General features: G+C 73.3%; 12 protein-coding genes. 6 read left to right on the top strand and 6 right to left on the bottom strand.

Translation table 11 applies throughout. The features are described 5' to 3' along the window. The first annotated feature begins 134 nt into the window (after window positions 1-134). Window positions 135-3,152: an alpha-mannosidase gene (locus ACSYGO_RS34935; RefSeq protein ID WP_460388962.1), complete on the top strand. Its 3,018-nt coding sequence runs from the start codon at window positions 135-137 to the stop codon at window positions 3,150-3,152. Window positions 3,153-3,250: 98 nt separating this feature from the next. Here ACSYGO_RS34935 and ACSYGO_RS34930 read toward each other — a convergent pair whose 3' ends face one another. The 3 genes from ACSYGO_RS34930 to ACSYGO_RS34920 all read right to left on the bottom strand — a co-directional run bounded on the left by ACSYGO_RS34930 (window position 3,251) and on the right by ACSYGO_RS34920 (window position 10,575). Next, window positions 3,251-4,993, bottom strand: a complete 1,743-nt coding sequence (locus ACSYGO_RS34930; RefSeq protein ID WP_460388961.1) for a pyruvate dehydrogenase — start codon at window positions 4,991-4,993, stop codon at window positions 3,251-3,253. Between the two features lie 62 nt (window positions 4,994-5,055). Next, window positions 5,056-6,669, bottom strand: coding sequence for a protein phosphatase 2C domain-containing protein (locus tag ACSYGO_RS34925; protein WP_460388959.1), 1,614 nt, complete (start codon window positions 6,667-6,669; stop codon window positions 5,056-5,058). A gap of 207 nt (window positions 6,670-6,876) precedes the next feature. Continuing rightward, window positions 6,877-10,575 carry a S8 family peptidase gene (locus ACSYGO_RS34920; RefSeq protein WP_460388958.1) on the bottom strand — a complete coding sequence of 1,233 codons (3,699 nt, stop codon included), beginning with the start codon at window positions 10,573-10,575 and terminating at the stop codon, window positions 6,877-6,879. Between the two features lie 251 nt (window positions 10,576-10,826). Between ACSYGO_RS34920 and ACSYGO_RS34915 the strand changes: the two genes are divergently transcribed. The 3 genes from ACSYGO_RS34915 to ACSYGO_RS34905 all read left to right on the top strand — a co-directional run bounded on the left by ACSYGO_RS34915 (window position 10,827) and on the right by ACSYGO_RS34905 (window position 15,366). Beyond that, window positions 10,827-11,807 (top strand): winged helix-turn-helix transcriptional regulator, encoded by a 981-nt coding sequence (locus ACSYGO_RS34915; protein ID WP_432176552.1) that lies wholly within the window; start codon window positions 10,827-10,829, stop codon window positions 11,805-11,807. Window positions 11,808-11,843: 36 nt separating this feature from the next. Continuing rightward, window positions 11,844-12,326 (top strand): DUF456 domain-containing protein, encoded by a 483-nt coding sequence (locus tag ACSYGO_RS34910; RefSeq protein WP_426682581.1) that lies wholly within the window; start codon window positions 11,844-11,846, stop codon window positions 12,324-12,326. Between the two features lie 721 nt (window positions 12,327-13,047). Then, window positions 13,048-15,366 (top strand): glycosyl hydrolase family 95 catalytic domain-containing protein, encoded by a 2,319-nt coding sequence (locus ACSYGO_RS34905; protein ID WP_460388956.1) that lies wholly within the window; start codon window positions 13,048-13,050, stop codon window positions 15,364-15,366. Window positions 15,367-15,374: 8 nt separating this feature from the next. On the opposite strand, the gene ACSYGO_RS34900 is transcribed toward ACSYGO_RS34905, so the two are convergent. After that, entirely contained in the window at window positions 15,375-16,619 is a 1,245-nt protein-coding gene (locus ACSYGO_RS34900) for an SGNH/GDSL hydrolase family protein (protein ID WP_426681226.1), read from the bottom strand. A 279-nt stretch (window positions 16,620-16,898) separates the two neighbouring features. On the opposite strand from ACSYGO_RS34900, the gene ACSYGO_RS34895 reads away from it, so the two are divergent. Both ACSYGO_RS34895 and ACSYGO_RS34890 read left to right on the top strand, forming a co-directional pair. Beyond that, complete coding sequence (locus ACSYGO_RS34895; RefSeq protein WP_426681227.1) at window positions 16,899-17,267, top strand: PPOX class F420-dependent oxidoreductase; 369 nt, start codon at window positions 16,899-16,901, stop codon at window positions 17,265-17,267. Between the two features lie 64 nt (window positions 17,268-17,331). Further along, window positions 17,332-18,072 (top strand): Type 1 glutamine amidotransferase-like domain-containing protein, encoded by a 741-nt coding sequence (locus tag ACSYGO_RS34890; protein WP_426681228.1) that lies wholly within the window; start codon window positions 17,332-17,334, stop codon window positions 18,070-18,072. Between the two features lie 222 nt (window positions 18,073-18,294). On the opposite strand, the gene ACSYGO_RS34885 is transcribed toward ACSYGO_RS34890, so the two are convergent. Together ACSYGO_RS34885 and rsgA are read right to left on the bottom strand one after the other, a co-directional pair. Beyond that, complete coding sequence (locus ACSYGO_RS34885) at window positions 18,295-19,731, bottom strand: DNA-3-methyladenine glycosylase 2 family protein (protein WP_426681262.1); 1,437 nt, start codon at window positions 19,729-19,731, stop codon at window positions 18,295-18,297. Between the two features lie 240 nt (window positions 19,732-19,971). Further along, on the bottom strand, window positions 19,972-21,087 hold the full coding sequence (gene rsgA, locus ACSYGO_RS34880; protein WP_432176556.1) for a ribosome small subunit-dependent GTPase A: 1,116 nt from the start codon (window positions 21,085-21,087) through the stop codon (window positions 19,972-19,974). Between the last annotated feature and the right edge of the window lie 20 nt (window positions 21,088-21,107).

The raw sequence follows: 21,107 nt of genomic DNA, 5'->3' as shown, positions 1-21,107 counted from the left end.
GGGGATCCATGCCCAGGCGGGAACGCGGCAGTCATGTCGAATCCTCAACCACCCGCCGGGGCGGCGCGGGTGCGCGGTGTTCACGCGGGGAAGGGACACTCGGGACAGAGCCGTCCGAGCGCCGAGGAGCCGCCGTGCACGACGACCGTTCGCTGGTGGAGGCGCGCCTGGAGCGCGCGCTGCGGCAGTTCCTGCGCCCGGCGCAGTACACCCACCGGGTCCCGCTCGCCCTGTCCGTGTGGCACGTGCCCGGCGAGCCGGTCCCCGTCGACCAGGCGCTCCAGGCCGCCTACGAGCCCTTCACCACCGGCACGCTCTGGGGAAAGCCCTGGTCGACGAGCTGGTTCCGCGTCGAGGGCCGGGTGCCCGAGGAATGGGCGGGCCGGCACGTCGAGGTGGTCGTCGACCCCGGGTTCACGGGTGACGGCCCCGGCTTCCAGGCGGAGGGGCTCCTGTACGACGCCGCCGGCATCCCCCTGAAGGGGATCCACCCCCGCAACCGGCACCTGACGGTCGGTGCGCCCGCGAGGGGAGGCGAGGCCGTGCACCTCCTGCTGGAGGCGGCGGCCAACCCGGCGGTCCTGCACGGCTTCGAGCCTACGCACCTCGGGGACGTGCTGACCGCAGGCGATGGGCCCGTCTACCGATTCGCGGCTGCCGATCTCGCCGTACTCGACCCCGACGTGTGGCGGCTCGTCCTCGACATCGAGGTGCTCTCGGAGCTGATGCACGAACTGGACGCGGGCCGGCCGCGGCGGCACGAGATCCTGCGGGCGCTGGAGGACATGCTGGACGTCCTGGACCTGCACGACGTGCCCGGCACGGCGCCCGCGGCCCGCGCCGCGCTCACGGAGGTGCTGTCCCGGCCCGCGTCGGCGAGCGCGCACCGGATCTCGGCGACCGGGCACGCCCACATCGACTCGGCGTGGCTGTGGCCGCTGCGCGAGACGGTCCGCAAGGCGTCCCGCACCTTCGCCAACGTCACCGCGCTGGCCGGTGACTATCCCGAGCTGGTGTTCGCGTGCTCGCAGGCCCAGCAGTACGCCTGGGTGAAGGAGCACCAGCCGCACATCTGGGAGCGCATCAAGAAGGCCGTGGAGGAGGGGAACTGGGCGCCGGTCGGCTCCATGTGGGTGGAGTCGGACGCCAACATGCCCGGCGGCGAGGCGCTGGCCCGGCAGATCGTGCACGGCAAGCGGTTCTTCCGGGAGGAGCTCGGCGTCGAGACCGAGGAGATCTGGCTGCCGGACTCCTTCGGCTACACGGCCGCCTTCCCGCAGCTGGCCAAGCTCGCGGGCGTCCGCTGGTTCCTCACCCAGAAGCTGAGCTGGAACCAGTCCAACCGGATGCCGCACCACACGTTCTGGTGGGAGGGCATCGACGGGACCCGTGTCTTCACCCACTTCCCGCCCGTCGACACCTACAACTCGCAGTTCCACGGCCGTGAACTCGCCCACGCCGAACGCAACTTCGCCGAGAAGGGCCGGGCCACCCGGTCGCTCGTGCCGTTCGGTTGGGGCGACGGCGGCGGTGGTCCGACCCGCGAGATGCTGGAGAAGGCGCGGCGGCTGCGCTCCCTGGAGGGCTCGCCGCGCGTCGAGATCGAGCGGCCCTCGGCGTTCTTCGCGGCGGCCGAGGAGGAGTACGGGGCCCACGCGCCCGTGTGGTCGGGCGAGCTGTACCTGGAACTCCACCGGGCCACCTACACCACGCAGGCGAAGACGAAACAGGGCAACCGGCGCTCCGAACACGCGCTGCGCGAGGCCGAGTTGTGGTGCGCGACAGCCGCCGTGCGCGAACCGTCGTACGCCTATCCGTACGACGTGCTCGACCGGCTGTGGAAGACCGTGCTGCTGCACCAGTTCCACGACATCCTGCCCGGCTCGTCGATCGCCTGGGTGCACCGCGAGGCGCGGGAGACGTACGCGCGGGTGCTGACCGAGGTGGACGAGCTGACCGCCGGGGCGGTGCGGGCACTGGGCTCCGGCGCGCCCGCCGCGCTGAACGCCTCGCCGTACGAGCGGACGGAAGTCGTCGGGGACGCGCTGGTGACCGTGCCCGGACTGGGGAGCGCCGCGGTGCCGGACACGGCGGACCCGGCGAACGCCCGGGTCCGGGCCGAGCGGTCGGACGACTCGATCGTGCTGGAGAACGAGTGGCTGCGGGTGCGGATCGACCGGGACGGCCTGCTCACCTCCGTACGGGACCTCGCGCGCGGCCGGGAAGTCCTGTGCGGTCCCGGCAATCTGCTGCAGCTCCACCCCGACCACCCCAACGCCTGGGACGCCTGGGACATCGACCGGCACTACCGGCGCACCCGCACGGACCTGACCGACGCCGAGTCGGTGGAACTCGTGGAGAGCGGACCGCTGCGGGCCGTCGTGCGGGTCACCCGCGCCTTCGGCAGCTCCCGGATCGTCCAGGACATCCGGCTGACGGCGGCGGCCCGCAGGCTGGACGTGGTGACCGAGGTCGACTGGCGGGAGTCGGAGAAGGTCCTCAAGGCCGCCTTCCCCCTCGACGTGCACGCCGAACGCTCCGCCGCCGAGATCCAGTTCGGCCATGTCCACCGTCCCACCCACGCCAACACCGGCTGGGACGCGGCCCGGTTCGAGATCTGCGCCCACCGGTGGCTGCGGGTCGCCGAGGACGGGTACGGCGTGGCCGTCCTCAACGACTCGACGTACGGCCATGACGTGACCCGTTGCGCGCACGAGGACGGTCTCGGCACGACCGTGCGGCTGACGCTGCTGCGCGCCCCGCACAGCCCGGACCCCGAGACCGATCTCGGCACCCACCGGTTCACGTACGCGCTGCTGCCCGGTGCGGAGGTGGGTGACGCCGTCGCGGAGGGACTAGCGCTCAATCTGCCGCTCCGCGTGGCCGGGACGCCGGCACTCGCTCCCCTGGTGAGTGTCGACGATCCGGCCGTCACCGTCGAGTCGGTCAAGCTCGCCGAGGACCGCAGCGGCGATGTGGTGGTGCGGCTGTACGAGTCCCGGGGCGGCCGGGCGCGCTGCGAGCTGACGGCCGGCTTCCCCGTGGCTCGTACCGAGGTGACGGACCTGCTGGAACGGCCGCTCCACGAGACGACGGGACCCTTCACCCTGAGGCCGTTCCAGATCCTGACCCTGCGGCTGCGCCCGGCGTAGCCGCGCCGGCGCTCGCTCCGTGCCGTCGGTGCCCTGCTCGCCTGCGAGCCCCCTCAGCCGTCGAGGGGACCCGCAGGCACGGGCAGCCGGGGCGGAGCCTACGGCCGCGGCACGTGGCGCAGGTTCGAGCGGGCCATCTGCACCATCCGTCCGACGCCTCCGTCGAGCACCATCTTCGACGCCGACAACGCGAAGCCCGTCACCATCTCCGCGCTGATCTTCGGCGGGATGGAGAGGGCATTGGGGTCGGTGACGATGTCGACGAGAGCCGGGCCCTTGTGGCTGAAGGCGTCCTTCAGGGCACCGGCGAGCTGCTTCGGCTTCTCGACGCGGACGCCGTACGCCCCGCAGGCGCGGGCCACCGCCGCGAAGTCGGGGTTCTTGTTCGAGGTGCCGTACGAGGGCAGTCCGGCGACCAGCATCTCCAGCTCGACCATGCTCAGCGAGGAGTTGTTGAAGAGGACGACCTTCACCGGCAGGTCGTACTGGACGAGGGTGAGGAAGTCCCCCATCAGCATGGTGAATCCGCCGTCGCCGGACATCGACACGACCTGCCGCTTGCGGTCGGTGAACTGCGCGCCGATCGCCATCGGCAGCGCGTTGGCCATCGAGCCGTGCGAGAACGAACCGATGACACGGCGGCTGCCGTTGGGCGAGATGTAGCGGGCGGCCCAGACGTTGCACATGCCGGTGTCGACGGTGAACACCGCGTCCTCGTCGGCGAGTTCGTCGAGGACCGAGGCGACGTACTCGGGGTGGATCGGCACGTGCTTCTCGACCTTGCGGGTGTACGCCTTGACGACTCCTTCGAGGGCGTCCGCGTGCTTCTTCAGCATCTTGTCGAGGAAGCGCCGGTTCCCCTTGGGCTTCACGCGCGGGGTCAGACAGCGCAGGGTCTCCTTCACGTCGCCCCAGACCGCGAGGTCCAGCTTGGAGCGCCGGCCCAGGTGCTCGGGCCGCACGTCGACCTGGGCGATCCTGACGTCGTCGGGCAGGAAGGCGTTGTACGGGAAGTCGGTGCCGAGCAGGATCAGCAGATCGCACTCGTGGGTGGCCTCGTAGGCGGCGCCGTAGCCGAGCAGTCCGCTCATGCCGACGTCGTACGGGTTGTCGTACTGGATCCATTCCTTGCCGCGCAGCGCGTGCCCGACCGGGGACTTGATCTTCCCGGCGAACTCCATGACCTCGGCATGCGCGCCGGCCGTGCCGCTGCCGCAGAACAGGGTGACCTTCTCCGCCTCGTCGATCATCGCGACGAGCTTGTCGATCTCCGTGTCGCCGGGGCGGACGCTGGGCCGCGAGGTGACGAGCGCCGTCTCGACGGGCTTGTCCGGGGCCGGTTCGTCGGCGATGTCACCGGGCAGCGTGACGACGCTGACGCCGGACTGGCCGACGGCGTGCTGGATGGCGGTCTGCAGGACCCGGGGCATCTGCTTCGGGCTGGAGATCAGCTCGCTGTAGTGGCTGCACTCCTGGAAGAGCCGGTCGGGGTGGGTCTCCTGGAAGTAGCCGAGACCGATCTCGCTGGAGGGGATGTGCGAGGCGAGGGCCAGGACGGGGGCCATGGAGCGGTGCGCGTCGTACAGGCCGTTGATGAGGTGCAGGTTGCCGGGGCCGCAGGAGCCGGCGCAGGCCGTGAGCTTCCCGGTGATCTGGGCCTCGGCGCCCGCGGCGAACGCCGCCGTCTCCTCGTGCCGGACGTGGATCCAGTCGATCGCGGAGTTGCGCCTGATCGCGTCGACGACCGGGTTCAGGCTGTCGCCGACCACCCCGTACAGGCGCTCGACGCCCGCGCGGACGAGGATGTCGACGAACTGTTCGGCGACGTTCTGCTTGGCCATGCCTCACGCACCCCTTTGTGTTCCTCGGATCCCTTGGGTCCATGAATTCACACGGCGCGCTGTTACGCCTCCCAAACGGCCGCGGCCGTACGGTCATCGGCGTACCCCTTGACCCGTACCAGTGCGTCGGCGAGGAAGGCGGCGAGACCGGGCGGCTCTGCGTCCGACCACCGCGTCGTCAGGTGTTCGGCGAGTCCGGGTTCGCCGCGCAGCGGGTCCGCGAGGCCCGCGCTGCACAGCAGCAGGGTGTCACCCGGGCGGGCGACCGAGGCGCGGAAGCGGAACGGGTCGCGCGGCGGCTCGGGGGCCGGTTCGTAGGGGCTCGGGGGTGTGGTGATGCCCAGGTCCATGGTGAGCCGGTCGCCCTCGGGTGTCTCGTGGGGCAGTGATCCGAAGCCGACGACGGGCTCGCCGGTGGCCTCGGCGACCCGCGGCTCGATGTCCTGCCACTCGCCGTCCCGCAGCCGGAACAGTCCGCCTGCGCCGACTCCGAAGAACACCCGGGTGCGGCAGTGCGGGTCGGCGGGCAGCAGCAGGCAGCGCAGGCTGGCGGTGTACTCCTCCGGTTCGATGCCCTGCTCTGCCGCGCTCGCCCGGAGCCTGCCGAGGCTGCGGTCGGTGAGCCGCTGCAGTCCGGACTTCAGGTCGCCGCGCCGGGCGGCCCGGATGTCCTCGGCCAGCCGGGCGTGGCTGCGGCCCACGGCCTGTCCGATCCACCGGCACACCTCGGCGGCCGCCCGGTGGGCGCCGGGGGTGGCGCGCGCCCCGGTCGCCATCGCCACCAGGACCAGTGCCTGTTCCCCCGTCCCGAAGCGGGCGGTGAGGAGCGAGTCCCTGCGTGGCTCGCCGCGGTAGCGGGCGGAGTCGCCGCGCGCGGACACGGCCCGCAGGGTGCTGGTCCCGTAGCGGGCGCCGTCCAGGACCGTGTCGGCGACGAGGTCGCCGAGGTCGTCCGGGTCGGCGGGCGGGAGCGCGGTGGGTTCGGCGGCATAGGTGGGCGGGCCGGAGCCGACGTGCCCGACGGAGGGTGGCGCAGGGGGTGGGTCGAGGGCGGTCTCCCGGGCGGGAGTCTCCTCCGGTGCGGCGGACGGTACCGGGGCAGCGGGCGGGGCGTCCTCCGGGACCGCGGCGGGTGCGGGCGGCGGGGACGAAGGCGGGGGCGGTGGGGCGGCGGGCGTTCTCGACGCGGGTACCTGCGCGAGCGGCGCGGGGCCGGACCCGAGGTCGCCCGCCTCCGGCCGGGCGTCGCTCGCGGGTTCCTGCGGGCGGAACCCCGGTGGGGTGGGTCCGGGCGGGAAGGCGGCGGGTGCGGGGGGTCCGGGGGGCGGGGGCTCCCACGGGGCGGGCTCCCGGGTGAGGCCGCCGCGCAGGAGCGGGGGCTCGGCTTCGGGAGGTGCCGCGGGCGGGTCGTGGCGCTCCCACCGGCCGGGCTGGGAGCGGCCGTCACCGCGCTGCCCGGGCACCGCGGGGGGCCGCTCCGGCGGGGACGGGACGTCCGCCACGGGCGCGTCCGGTCCCGTGCCGGACCGCAGCTCGACCGTCCCGGCGGCCGAGGCGAACCGGTCGTCCAGGGAATCGGCCGCGGTGGCGGGTCCCGTGTCCTCGGTGGAGTCGTCGTACAACTGCCTCCACCAGTCGTCCTCATGACCGGTGGGCTTCTCCCCCTGCTGGCTCATGCCCCTAATTGTCCACCGCGGGGGCCGGATGAAAACGGGGCATCCGGAAAAACCGGCCAAGGGACTGGCTGTCGAACGGCATGTCGGACGATGCCTCGAACGGTGTTGCGACCGGGGCGCGGTCGTGCGCACAGCGGACCGCCGGACGGCCCCACCCCCCACGGGAGGACCGTCCGGCGGCGTTGTGGTGACCGGGGCCGAAACCCCCTAGCGCACGTCGTAGGCCCGGGTCACGGTCTGGACGACCGAGTTGCCGTTGCTGTCGGTCAGTTCGGTCCTGAGGGTGACCTGCTCGCCCTGGGCTCCGCCGTGATCGACGGTCGCGGTCCACCTGCCGCCGTCGCGGGTGGTCGCGGCCTGCTTCCAGGTCTCTCCGCCGTCGTACGAGTACGACAGCTTCGCCGAGGTGAGCGTGCCCGGCCGGTAGCCCGCGTGACCGGTCGCGGTGAGCGTGATGCGCTGACCGTCCTCGGCCGGCAGGGTCTTCAGGCCGTCCTCCGGCAGGCCGTAGCGCGGGAAGAGCAGCGGGATGCCCTGCGAGTAGGCGTTCTCGTCGAGGTGCGAGCGGAACGACCAGGTGGTGACGGTCTGCGGGGAGCGGTGCCAGACGCGCGAGCCGATCTTCATCGTGTGCAGGGTGAGGGCGTACGCGGAGTCGTCGGCCGGGACCTCGAACACCCCGTAGGGGACGGAGCTTTCGCCGATCGTCTCGCCGTCGCGCTGCAGCTGCATGGAGCCGATGTCACCGAACCCGCCCTGGATTCCCTGGTGCTGGGCGTCGCCCCAGAATCCGGGAGCCACGCCGATCAGGTTGCCCTGCCGTTCGGCGGCCAGTGCCTGCTCTCCGGAGGAGTCCAGGGGTGCCGTCGGCGAGAGGACTCCGCCGTACCACTCCTCGGTCCGCCGTTCGCCCTTCGTGTAGCTGCGCACCGGGTCGATCATGAACTCGCCCCAGGGGAAGCTGCTGGACACCTGGTGTCCCCAGCCGGTGGTGCCGGCCGAGTAGTACTCGGTGCGGCTGAAGGGCGCGGGCACGGTCTCCAGGTCGCCGAAGAAGCCGCCGAGTCCGTTCGGGCGGGTGACGGAGGGCAGGTCGACGTAGTCGGCGGCGGTGCCCACCGCGCGGTAGGTGGCACTCGTGGCGGCCAGTTGGCGGTCGTGGACCCGGTAGGTGCGGGCGTCGCGGATCTGACCCGTCTCCGGGAAGGCCAGGTTGTAGACGTACGGGCTCTTCGCGGTGGCCTTCCAGCGCAGGGTCACGTCACCGGCGGCGAGCAGCGCCTCGGCCTCCTCGGTGGGTACGGCGAGGACGGGCAGCGGACCGCCGGTGAAGCCGGTGGCGGGGTACCAGCGGCCGGGCGCCTCACGGTAGGCGAGGACCGCCAGCGCGCCCGCCGCCTTCGCCGCCGACGCGACGGCCGTGGCGCTCCCGCCGTCCGGCAGCTTGACGAGGGCGATCTTCCCCTTGGCGCCCGCGAGGTCCTGTGCCGTACCGGACTTGGCGTCCACGAGAGGGGCCTGTCCGGTGCCGTCGAGGTTGGCGGAGTTGGTGGAACCGGTCACGGGGTGCAGCGTCGGGCCGCCCACGACGGCGAGTTCGGAGATCTGCGGGGCCGCGGCGCGCCAGAAGCTGTCGAACTCGAAGGTGCCGTCGCTCGCCCGGCCCTCGACGGAGGCGTAGTAGCCGCGCACCGAGCGTCCGCCCGCGGCCGTCCCGGCGTGCAGCCAGGTGTCGTCCCAGGAGCGGGCGAACCCGAGGGTGGCGCCGCGGAGTTCGGACTCCTTGTCGGTGCTGATGCTCAGCCGGTGGGCGCTGCGGGCGTCGAGGACGACGGTGGTGTCCTTGCGTATCTCCAGCTGCGGGCGGGCCAGGTAGGACAGGGAGTCGATCAGGGTTCCCGCGGTCGCCGGGGTGGCGATGAAGCTGGAGAGGAAGTAGCTGCCGGGGCGTACGCGGTACGTCTGGTCGTTCGCGCCCTCGTTGAAGCGCCGCTCGCCGCTCGCGTCGTCGGTGCCGATGAGGTCGACGGACGAGCCGGACGTGGCGGGACGGCCGAGCCGGTCGACGAGCTTGACCCGCAGCGTGACGGTCTCCGGTTCGACGTAGAGGGAGAAGGGGGTGGAGACCGAGACGCCGTCGGCGGTGGCGAGGACACGGCCGGTGACATCGCCGTACTGGGCGCGGCTCAGGGACGCGTTCGGGTCGAGCGCGAGCGGTACCTCGACGGTGGCGCCGCCGGGGACGGTCACCGTGCGGCTGCCGAGCCGGGCGACCGACGAGCGCACGGGGGAACCGTCGTTGCCGGTGACGCGGCCGACCGAAAGCTTCAGCTCCACCGGCTTGTCAACCGTGTTGGTGTAGGGAACCGAGACGGTCGTGCGGTCGCCGGTGTCCTGCGGCCAGGCGAAGCTGCCGCCCTGCACGGCGGGCGCGCCCAGCACGGTCTGGTCGATCGCGGCCTTGACGTCGAGCCGTCCGCCGCCGGTCTCGCGGACGTCGCCGGGGATGCCGGTGTCCGCGGAGGAGACGAGGGCGGCCTTGATCTGCTGCGCGTCCCAGTCGGGGTGGCGCTGCTTGACGATCGCGGCGGCGCCCGCCACGTGCGGGGTGGCCATCGACGTGCCGCTCATGGACTGGTAGGCGTAGACGCCGCGGCCGCCCGCGTTGGCGGCCGAGATACCCACACCGGGCGCGGTGATCTCCGGCTTCAGCGTGTGCGAGCCGTAGGCCGGGCCGCGGCTGGAGAAGGACGCCGTGGAGTCGTCACGGTCGACGGCGCCGACGGTGAGGACGCCGGGCGCGCAGCCGGGCGAGGAGACCGAGTCGAGGGCCGGTCCGGTGTTGCCGGCCGCGATGACGAAGAGCGTGTCGCGACTGGACTCGGCGAGTTGCTGCGTGGCCGCGCTCATCGGGTCGGTGCAGTCGGTGCGGGCCGGGTTGCCGAGGCTCATCGAGACGACGTCGGCGCCCTGGTCGACGGCCCACTGCATGCCGGCGATGATCCACGACTCCGCGCCGGAGCCCGAGTCGTTGAGGACCTTGCCGTTCAGCAGGTCGGCGCCGGGGGCGACACCCCTCTTCCTGCCGTCGCTCGCCGCGCCCGTGCCGCCCACGGTGGACGTGGTGTGCGTGCCGTGCCCCTGGCGGTCGCTCGTGTCCGGCGAGTCCGTGAAGTTCTCCGAGGCGGTGATCCGGCCCTTGAGATCGGGGTGTTCGGCATCGACACCGGTGTCCAGGACGGCGACCTTGGTGCCCTTGCCGTCGTAGCCCGCGGCCCACGCCTCGGGGGCGTGCACCTGCCGGGTCGAGCGGTCCAGGGTGGCCCGGACCTTCTCGTCGAGCCACAGCTTCTTCAGCCCGCCCGCCGCGCGGGAGCGGGAGTTCGTGATGTCGGCCCAGAAGTCCGCGGCCTGCTTCTTGTCGGCCTTGAGCGCGACGCCGTCGATCGGTTCGAGGGCGACACCTCGTTCGGCGCCGCGCGGCGTGGCCGGGACCGCGCGGGCGGCCGACGCCCGGTACGTGGCGATCAGCGGCAGGGTCGCGCTGTGGGCGTCGTCGTAGCCCTGCCGGACCAGGCCGGTGACGTTGAAGAGTTCCTCGTCCACGCGTCCGGCGGCGACGGCGGCGACGGCTCCCGCGGGATAGACGTACAGGTCCTCGCCGGACCGGCGGGTCTGTGTGAAGGGAGTGGTGCCGTCGTCGCCGGGAAGGGCGGTCGCCCCGTCCTTCGTCACCAGGACGCGGTCGCCGGTGACGAGCGTGACGACGGCACCCGAGGCGGCGGCCCCGCTTCCGGTCAGCGGCTTCTTCGTGTCGTGTGCGGCCCCTGCGGGCACGGCTGCCGTGACGGCGAGGACGGCGGCGGTCGCCGCGCCCAGTGCCGTACGGACGGTCGTCTTCCCCAAAATCCCACTCCCCAAGATCGCTCCACCCGTGTCCGCCGGCGCCCGGACGAACCGGTGAGGCCGTGTCCGCGCAGGCCAAGAAGGCCCAAGGAGGGCATTACGGGCGGTGGTTGATGCTGCGGTGGCGTGAGCTTGGCAGAGAGGCGGGTGGTGCGGCGATGATGTGCCCAGGCGGGTTTGCGCCGTGGCTGTTTCCCGCCATGGACGCCACCGACCGGCCGGAACGCATCCTCGGGGAGGGACTTCGCCGCATGCTGGGAGCGATAGGTCTGGACGAGACGCACGAGTCGGCCTACCGGGCGCTCGTGTCCGTGGGCGCCGCCGACGTGCCCGATCTCGCGCGACGGCTCACACTCGGCGAGTACGACACGGAGCGCGCCCTGCGCCGGCTGGAGCGGCACGGTCTGGCGGCGCAGTCGTCGGCCCGGCCCGGGCGCTGGGTCGCCGCGCCGCCGGGTGTCGCGCTCGGCGCCCTGCTCACCCAGCAGCGGCACGAGCTGGACAAGGCGGAGCTGGCGGCCGCACTGCTCGCCGAGGAGTACCGTGCGCAGGCCGCGGAGCCCGCCGTGCACGACCTGGTCGAGGTGGTGATCGGCGCGGCAGCGGTCTCCCAGCGCTTCCTGCAGCTCCAGCTGGGGGCGAGCGAGGAGGTGTGCGCGCTGGTCACCGGGAACCCCGTGGCCGTCTCCGGCATGGACAACGACGCCGAGGAGCAGGCCGCCGGGCGGGGTGTCGGTTACCGGGTGGTCGTCGAGCGGGCGGTCCTCGACATGCCGACCGGGATCACCGAGCTGTCCGCCGCGCTCGGCCGGGACGAACAGGTACGGGTGGTGGACCAGGTCCCGACGAAGCTGGTCATCGCCGACCGGGCGCTCGCGATGGTCCCCCTCACCTCGAACACGGCGGAGCCCTCCGCGCTGGTCGTGCACGCGAGCGGGCTGCTGGAGCTGCTGTCCGGGCTCTTCGACTCGGTGTGGCGGGACGCGCTGCCCCTGCGGATCGGCAGCCGAGGCGTGCTGGAGCAGGAACCCGACGGACCGGACGGCACGGACCTGGAGATCCTGTCGCTGCTGCTCGCCGGGCTCACCGACGCGAGCGTCGCCAAGCAGCTGGATCTGGGGCTGCGGACCGTGCAGCGCCGGGTGAAGCGGCTGATGGAGCTGACGGGGGTGACGACACGGCTCCAGCTCGGCTGGCACGCCTACGAGCGGGGCTGGGTGGCGCGGGACTGACCTGCGGCTTCCCGTTCGCTCCTGCACCCTGGGCAGATGGGAGCGTGGGAACTCCTGCCGGTCGGCGTGGTGATGCTGCTCGGTCTGGCCGGAGTACTGGTGCCCGGTGTACCGGGCTCGTGGCTGGTCTGGGCCGCGGTCGCGTGGTGGGCGCTGGAGGACCCGCGTGCCCTGTCGTGGGGGGTGCTGGTCGGTGCGACCGGGGTCCTGCTCCTGTCCCGGGCGATCCGCTGGGCGCTCCCGCCGCGGCGGCTGCGTGCGAGCGGAGCCACCACCCGGACGGCGGTGTACGCCGGTCTCGGAGCGCTGCTCGGCTTCTTCCTCGTGCCGGTGATCGGCGCGATACCCGGTTTCCTCGGCGGCATCTACCTGTGCGAACGGCGCCGGCTGGGCGGCCACGGGCAGGCGGGCACGGCGGTACGGACCTTGATGCGCGCGGGCGGCTGGAGCGTCCTGACGGAGCTCTTCGCCTGCCTGCTGATCCTGGGGGCGTGGCTGGGGGCGGTCATCTGGGGCTGAGCCCGGTCCCTGGCGGCGGGCCGCCGGGAGAACCCGGTCCCGCGGCGGCGGAGCGCCGGGAGAGCCCGGTCCCACGGCGGCGGATCGCGGGGACGTGGGGCCCGGCGTCGGGCCCGGGACACCGAGACCCTGACGGGGCCGTGGGCGCCCCCGCACCGGCGACCGGAGCGGGGCGGCGGAGCCAGGAGCGGGGCGGCGGGGCGTAGGGCCCGGGACCCCGGAGACCCTGACGGGGCCGTGGACGCCCCCGCAGAGGCGACCGGAGCGGGGCGGCGGAGCCAGGAGCGGGCCGCCGGGGCGCGGAGCCGGCGTCGGGCCCAAGACGCCGAGACCCTGACGGGGCCGTGGACGCCCCCGCAGAGGCGACCGGAGCGGGGCGGCGGAGCCAGGAGCGGGCCGCCGGGGCACGGAGCCGGCCTCGACCCCGGGAGGCCGAGGCCCTGACGGAGGGGGTCGACGGCCCCATGGAGGCGGGAACCGGCACCCGGCACCCCGCACCCCGCACCCGGCACCCGGCACCCGGCACCCGGGCCGAGGGAATCGGGACCGGTACTGGAAGCGTGCCTGCGTGCAGCTATGCGGCCGCAGTTCACGTACGCGTCAACACATCGGATCTCTCCCCGACCATTGACGGACTACCGCACCATCCCTACGTTGCCTTCCGGGATAGCTCCGATGAATCACCGTGCGTGTGTTGCCGTACGAGTCGCCAGGAGGCGCCATGCCCAGCCCGTCCAGACGTACCGTGCTCGCCACCGGCCCCGCCCTGGGAGGTGCGCTGCTCGCGGGCGGTCCGCAGGCCCGGGCACAGACGCGGACCCGGGCCGCCGACCCGGACAGCGTCGCCGCCGACCCGTGGACGGCGGTCCTCGACGACGCCGACCTGGTGTGGCAGCGCATGCCGCGCACCTGGTACGAGGGCCCGTTCCTCGGCAACGGCTTCCTCGGCTCCGGCATCTACGCCGAACCGGGCGCCGAGACCAGGGCCGTGCGCTTCAACGTGCAGCACTCCGAGGTGCAGGACCACCGCCCCGAGTTCGGCTCGCTCTTCGGACTCGCCCGCCTGCCCATCGGCTGGTTCACGCTGGAGCCGGCCGGCACGATCACCGGCCTCGACTGGCGGCTTCGGCTGGAGGACGCCGAACTCACCGGCACGCTCACCACCGACAAGGGCACGCTGACGCTGCGCGCGCTGGTCCACGACTCCCGTTCGGTGCTCGCCGTGGAGGTGACGCCCAGCGACGGCGAGCGCGACTTCCGCTGGGTGTTCCATCCGGCGGACGCCATCAGCCCGCGCGCCGGGTTCAAACCGCTGCCGGACGGCTACCGGGGCAACCCGCCCGCCGAGGTCGTGGAGGACGACGGCGTCCTCACCGCCGTGCAGCCGCTGCTGTCGGGCGGCGGACACGCGACCGCCTGGAGGGAGCGGACCAGGGGCGGCACGCGCACCCTGTACGTCCATGTCGCGCACTCCTACCCGAAGTCCACGGCGCCGGAGCGCGCGGTCGCCGCCGTGCGCGGCGCCTCCGCCCTGCCGTACGACGGGCTGGCACGGACGCATCGCGCCCGGTGGCACGCCTACTACCGCAAGAGCTTCCTCTCCCTGCCCGACGCGCGCCTCCAGCGCTTCTACTGGATCCAGCTGTACAAGACGGCGTCCGCCGCCCGCCGGGACGCCCCCGTGATGGCCACCAGCGGACCCTGGCTGGAGCCCACGCCGTGGCCGAACACCTGGTGGAACCTCAACGTCCAGCTGGAGTACTGGCTGATCCACGGCTCCAACCATCTCGAACTCGACGCGGTGACAAGGGCGTTGGGCGAGTTCCGGGACAACCTCGCCAAGGAGGTGGCGGAGCGGTACCGGGGCGACTCGCTCGGCATCCCGCGCACCACCGACCCGCAGCTCGTCAATGGCGCGGCCGGCACCCTCACCGGCTACGGCGTCGGCATCCCGGGCCAGGACCCGCCGACCCCCGAGGTCGGCAACCTCACCTGGGCCCTGCACAACGTCTGGCTCAGCTACCGCCACACGATGGACGAGTCGATCCTGCGCGACGTCCTCTTCCCGCTCCTGCGCAAGGCGGTCAACTACTACCTGCACTTCCTGGAACCGGGCGCGGACGGCCGGCTCCACCTCCCGGCGACCTTCTCCCCCGAGTACGGCGGCAACACCCGCGACTGCAACTACGACCTGATGCTGCTGACATGGGGCTGCCGCACGCTCCTGGAGTCGGCCGAACTCCTCGGCGTGGACGACGAGTCGGCGCCCCGCTGGCGCGACGTGCTCGCGCGCCGGGCGGACTACCCGACCGACGCCAACGGCTTCATGATCGGCGCCGACATCCCGTTCGCGAAGTCGCACCGCCACTACTCGCATCTGCTCGCCGTGTACCCGCTGTACGAGCTGACCGGCCGCACACCCGACGAACGCGCCCTGATCGAGAGGTCGCTGGCGCACTGGGTGGGCTTCGAGGGTGCCCTCCAGGGCTACACCTTCACCGGCGCCGCGTCGATGTCCGCGCTGCTCGGCAAGGGCGAGGACGCGCTCGCGTACCTGGGCGAGCTGATGACCCGGTTCATCCAGCCCAACACCATGTACAAGGAGTCGGGCCCGGTCATCGAGACCCCGCTCTCCGCCGCCCAGTCCCTGCACGACATGGTCTGCCAGTCATGGGGCGGAGTCGTCCGCGTCTTTCCCGCCCTGCCCGCCGCCTGGCGCGACCTCGCCGTCCACGACTTCCGCACCCAGGGCGCCTTCCTGCTCTCGGCGGTCCGCGAGGGCGGCGCGACCCGCTGGGTACGGCTGTCGAGCGAGGCGGGGGCACCCTGCGTCGTACGGCACGGCATCCCGGGACCGGTCGAGGTCCGCGACGGTCACGGGCGGCCCCTGCACACCGCCGACGCGGGCGACGGCGCCATCCGCATCGCCCTGCGCAAGGGCGAGTCGGCACTGATCACCGCGCGCGGCGACCGCCCTGACCTCACCGTCGCACCGGTCCGGCCGGCCGAGGCCGCCCCTCGATGGGGGCAGCCCGCGTAGCCGGCGGTTCAGGGCGCGAGCGCCGTGAGGTCGACGGTGCCGGCCAGCGCCTTCATGCCCGCGTCGTTGAAGTGGAGGTGGTCACCGGGGTCGTAGGCGGGGCGGATGCGGCTCGGGTGGGCCGGGTCGCGGACGGTCGCGTCGAAGTCCGCGACCGCGTCGAAGAGGCCGCGTGTGCGGATGGCGGCGTTGACCGCCTGCCGCGCGGCCTCACGGGCCCGCGTGTACGCGCTGTGACCGCCGTACGGGGTGATCGTCGCGCCGACGACGCGGATGCCGTGGGCGTGGGCGCGGCGCACGATCAGACGGTAGGCGTCCTCGATGACGCGCGGATCCGTCTGCTCCGGTGGGCCCTTGATGTCGTTGATGCCCTGCAGCACGATCAGCGAGCGGACGCCGGTGCGGGAGAAGACGTCGGCGTCGAGCCGGGACAGGGTCCTCGGGCCGCGGCCGTCGAGGAGGATCCGGTTCCCGGCGATGCCCGCGTTGAGGACGCCGAGCCGGCGGTGCGCGGGCAGGGTGCTCAGCCGGTCGGCGAGCCGGTCGGGCCAGCGGTGGTTGGCACCGAACGTCGAACCGGTGCCGTCCGTGAGGGAGTCGCCGAGCGCGACCACACTGCCCGCGGCGGTGGAACCGAGCACGTCGACGCCGGTGACGTAGTACCAGTTGTTGAGGGTGGTGGTGTACGCGACGCCGCTCTCGTCGGCCGTGCGGTCACCCCGGACCGCCACGAAGTTGGGCTGGAGCGCGGAGCGGTGGTACGTCGCGGGGCCGGAGTCGACGGGTGTGTGCACCGAGATGAGCAGGTCCGCGTCGGCGGGGACCGTGAGGTCGACGCGGTCGCTGACCACGTCCCTGCCCGCGGGGATCGTCACCGATCCGGCACCGGAGAAGGTGACCTTGCGCATCGAACCCGCGACGGCCCGCGGGCCGGCCTTCGCGCCGGGACGCTGCAACGCGAGGGTCACGGAGCCGAGTTGCAGCGGTGCCGTACCGAGCCGGTTGGACAGGCGGACGCGGGCCGCGTGTCCGCCGACACTGGTGTGCACGACGTTGCGGATCGAGGCACCGGGCAGGGCGTCGGCGGTGCCGGAGGCGGCCGCCTCCCACGTGCCGGTCCACGCCGGGCCGCGCGCCCCGGCGGCCGCCCGGTCCGGGAACCGCCCCGTGTCCGCGTTCGCGTGCGGCGGCGCGAGAACCACGGTGGTCACCAGAGCGGCCAGGAGATGCCGGACCTTGATCGCGCGGGTCATGAGGGCATCGTTTCCCTGGCCGTCGGCCCGCTCAACACGCTGTCACACCATTGGGCGCACCCCGCGGGAACCGGCGGGCCGGTTCAGGAGGCCGGACGGGCGGACTCCGCCGAGCTCGGGCGGGCGGGCTCCGCCGAGCTCGGGCGGGCACGGTCTGCCGAGGTCGTCGAGAGGGCTCCGGACGGTCCGGTGGGCAGGTGCCGCGCGGGCGGCCCTCCGGCGCAGGACCTGGGCCGAAGGTCCGATGTGCCGCGGGCACGCGCGTGTTCGGCTGCTGTCATGACCGAATTCAGCGCGGCCGAGCGCGCGTACCTGACGTCACAGCGGCTGGGACGGCTGGCCACCGTCGACCCGCACGGGCAGCCGCAGGCGAATCCCGTCGGCTTCTTCCCCCAGGAGGACGGGACGATCCTGGTCGGCGGATACGCGATGGGCACGACGAAGAAGTGGCGCAATCTGCAGAAGAACCCGAAGGTCGCCCTCGTCGTCGACGACATCGTGAGCCTCCGGCCGTGGAAGGTGCGCGGCGTGGACATGCGCGGGGAGGCAGAACTGCTCACCGGGCCGCACGAGTTGGGCCCGCACTTCAGTGAGGACCTGATCCGCATCCACCCGAAGCGGATCCACAGCTGGGGACTTGAGGACTGACCGGTCCGGCCGGTCCACCCGTCGAAGATCACCCGGCGATACGCCCTTGGTAGGGTCGCGAGCCATGACCGCCTCGGAGCCCACCATTCTGGCCACCTCGGGTGGTCATCGTCCCGGAGACCGCACGCGGGTGACCTTCGACGCCCTCGTCCACCACGCCGTGGAACTGGCGGAGGTCCGGGGTCGCCGCCCCCGTGTCATGTACGTCGGGACGGCGATCGGCGACGCCGAGCACTTCACCGCCCGGATGACCGAGGCGGCCCGTGTGGCCGGCTTCGACCTGACTCCCCTCCATCTCTTCCCCATGCCGAACATCGAGGACATCGAGGCGTCGGTGCTCGAACAGGACGTCGTGTGGGTCATGGGCGGTTCGGCGGCGAACCTGCTCGCGGTGTGGCGCGTGCACGGCCTCGACGCGGTCTTCCGGCGCGCCTGGCAGGCCGGGGTCGTGCTCAGCGGGGTGAGCGCCGGTTCCCTCTGCTGGTTCCGGGGCGGCACCACGGACTCCTTCGGCCCCGAGCTGCGCCCGCTCACCGACGGGCTCGGCTACCTGCCGTACGGCAACGGCGTGCACTACGACAGCGACGCGGGCCGCCGCCCGCTGGTGCACCGGCTCGTCGCCGACGGCACGCTCCCCGACACCCACTGCACCGACGACGGGGTGGGCCTGGTCTACCGCGGCACCGCACTCGCCGAGGCCGTCACCGAGATACCGGGCAAGGGCGCGTACCTGGTCAGGCGCGAGGGCGACGCGGCGGTGGAGGAACGCATCGAACCGCGTCTGCTGCCGTCGCCGGTGGACTGAGCCGTCGCGGGGCCTCGCGACGAGTCCTCGGCTCCGTCGTGTCGCTCCGTCCGGCCGGCTCCGTCCGGCCGGCTCCGTCCGGCCGGCTCCGTCCGGCCGGCTCCGTCGTGCCGTCACGACGGTTCGTCCTGAGGGATTCCCCACGCGGTCCCGACGGTTTCGTCCTGCCGCCCCGAGGGTTCGTCCCGACGGTCTGCGCACGCCGTCCCGACGGATTCCCGCTCAGACCGTGCGGTCCCGGCCCGGCTCCTCCCCCGGCTGCCGCGCCACGCGCAGGTGCCGCACGGCGTAGGACCGCCAGGGCCTCCAGCCGTCCGGCACGTCCTGCCCGGGCGGGGCCACGTCCGGATCGCCGAGCGCGCGCGTGCGGATGACGGCCGCGGTGTCCTCGTCCATGCCCGCGATCGCGAGCAGCGCCTCGTGGGCGTCGTCACGGTCGGCGCCCGGGTCGAGCCTCAGTGCGCCGTCGGCGAGGGCGGCAGCCAGTGCGCCCAGGGTGCCGTCCGGCTCGGCCTGCGCCAGCACCGCCGGTTCCGGGAAGAGATGCGTGAGCGTGCCGCACGGGGCGTCCAGCGCCTTCCCGTACCGGCGCACCAGCTCCTCGGCCGCCGTCCGCCCCACCAGCGCGCGCACCGCGAGCTCGTCCGGATCGGCGGCGCCCGGTGACCGCAGGCCCGGCCGCGCGACGACCAGCGGGCCCAGCAGCGGATCGGCGCCCAGCCGCTCGTCGACGGCGTACGGGTCGGCGTCCAGGTCGAACAGCCTGCGCAGCCGCTGCACGGCGGTGGTCAGATCGCGCAGGTCGGTGAGGTGGAGCCGGGCGTCGAGCCAGCCGCCGGGGTGCGCCGCGTCCGCGGGACCGGGGCGTCGCCGGGCACCGCTCGGGCGCTCGTCGACCGCGGCGATGCCGCTGCCGTAGGGCAGCCGGAGCGTGCGCCGATAGGTGCGCCTGCCGTGCGGGCCGCCGACGTCCTCGATGCCCGGGACCGCCTCCGCGGCGAGCAGGTCGAAGACGTCGGCGGACCGGTAGGGCCCCCGGAAGGCGAGCCGGAGCGGCACCCCGGCGGTGGGGGTGGCCCCGCGCGGGACGTCGGAACCGGTGCGCGGCGCCGCGGCCCGCAGCTCGCTCGGCGTCGACGCGTACACCGCACGGATCGTGTCGTTGAACTGCCGCACGCTGGCGAACCCGGCCGCGAACGCGATGTGCGTGACCGGGAGTCCGGTGGTCTGGAGCAGCACGCGCGCGGTGTGGGCGCGCTGGGCACGGGCCAGCGCGACGGGGCCGGCGCCGACCTCGGCGGTCAGCTGCCGCTGCACCTGCCGGGAGCTGTAGCCGAGGCGTACGGCGAGACCTCCGACCCCCTCCCGGTCGACGACGCCGTCCCCGATCAGGCGCATGGCCCGGCCGACGACATCGGCGCGTACGTTCCACTCCGCGGAGCCGGGCACGGCGTCCGGGCGGCACCTGCGGCAGGCCCGGAAGCCGGAGCCCTGCGCCGCGGCGGCCGTCGGGTAGAACCGCACGTTCTGCCGTTTCGGCGTCACGGCGGGGCAGCTCGGCCGGCAGTAGATCCCGGTCGTCTCCACCGCGAAGAAGAACTCCCCGTCGAACCGGGCGTCCCTGCTCCGTACGGCCTCGTACCTGGTGTCTTCGTCGATCACCCTCCCAGTGTGCGCCGTCGCCCGGCACGGGTCCGGCGGATTTCGGACATGACGCTGGGTGCGGGCCGGCGGACCGTCCCGGTCCCGCACCGTCCCGGCCCTGGCCCTGGCCCCGCACCGTCCCGGCCCTGGCCCTGGCCCCGCACCGTCCTAGCCCTGGCCCTGGCCCTGGCCCTGGCCCCCTACCGGAGCCTGCGGCACGGGCCGGCCGGGACAGTGCGGGACGAGCCGGCCGGCTCAGAAGCGTCCTCGCTTCGCCTCCATGGCGGCCCGGCCCTCCGCCCCCTTGCGCTTCCAGTCACGGCGGATCTCGGCGCGGAGCCGGGCGTCCGTCTTGGCCACGATCCGCTGGTTCTCGCGCAGCAGCTTCCGGTAGCTGTCGAGGCGGCGTTCGTGGAGCACACCCGAGTCGAGGGCCGCGAGCACCGCGCAACCGGGTTCGGAGACATGGGCGCAGTCCGTGAAGCGGCAGTCCGCCGCGAGCTCCTCGATCTCGGCGAAGACCTGTCCGACGCCGGTCTCGGCGTCCCAGAGGCCGACGCCGCGCAGTCCCGGGGTGTCGATGAGGACGCCGCCGCCGGGCAGGGCGAGGAGGTTGCGGGTCGTGGTGGTGTGGCGGCCCTTGCCGTCGACGTCCCGCGTGGCCTGGACGTCCATGACGTCCTCGCCGAGCAGGGCGTTCGCGAGCGTGGACTTGCCCGCCCCGGACTGGCCGAGGAGGACCGACGTACCGCCGGCGAGGACGGCCGCGAGGACGTCGACGCCCTCGCCGGTCGCGGAGCTGACCGTCAGCACCGGGACGCCCGGTGCGGTCGTCTCCACGTCCTGCACGAGGTGTCCGAGCGTCGCGGGCTCCGGCACGAGGTCGGCCTTGGTGAGCACGACCACCGGCTGCGCCCCGGACTCCCAGGCCAGGGCCAGGAAGCGTTCGATGCGGCCGAGGTCGAGTTCGACGGCGAGGGACACCGCCACCACGGCATGGTCCACGTTGGCGGCGAGGATCTGCCCCTCGGAACGCTTGGAGGAGGTGGAGCGCACGAAGGCGGTACGCCGCGGCAGATACGTGCGTACGTAGCGCGGGTTGCCCGAGGGTTCGACGGCGACCCAGTCGCCGGTGCACACGACCCGCATCGGGTCGTGCGGCGTCACGAACGCGGTGTCCGCGCGCAGGAGCCCGTCGGCGGTGACCACGTCGCACTGGCCGCGGTCGACCCGGACCACCCGCCCGGCGACGAGGCCTTCGGCGGCGTACGGGGCGAACTCGTCCGCCCATGCGTCGTCCCAGCCGTAGGCGGCGAGGGCGGAGGGGGTGGAGGAGGCAGGAGAAGCGGAGAAGGCGGAGCTGGAAGTCAAGGGAGACCCTTCACAAGGGC

The organism is Streptomyces krungchingensis (genome assembly GCF_054729265.1).
The sequence above is the reverse complement of the archived record's forward strand: the minus strand, read 5'-3'. Positions and strand labels throughout refer to the sequence as shown.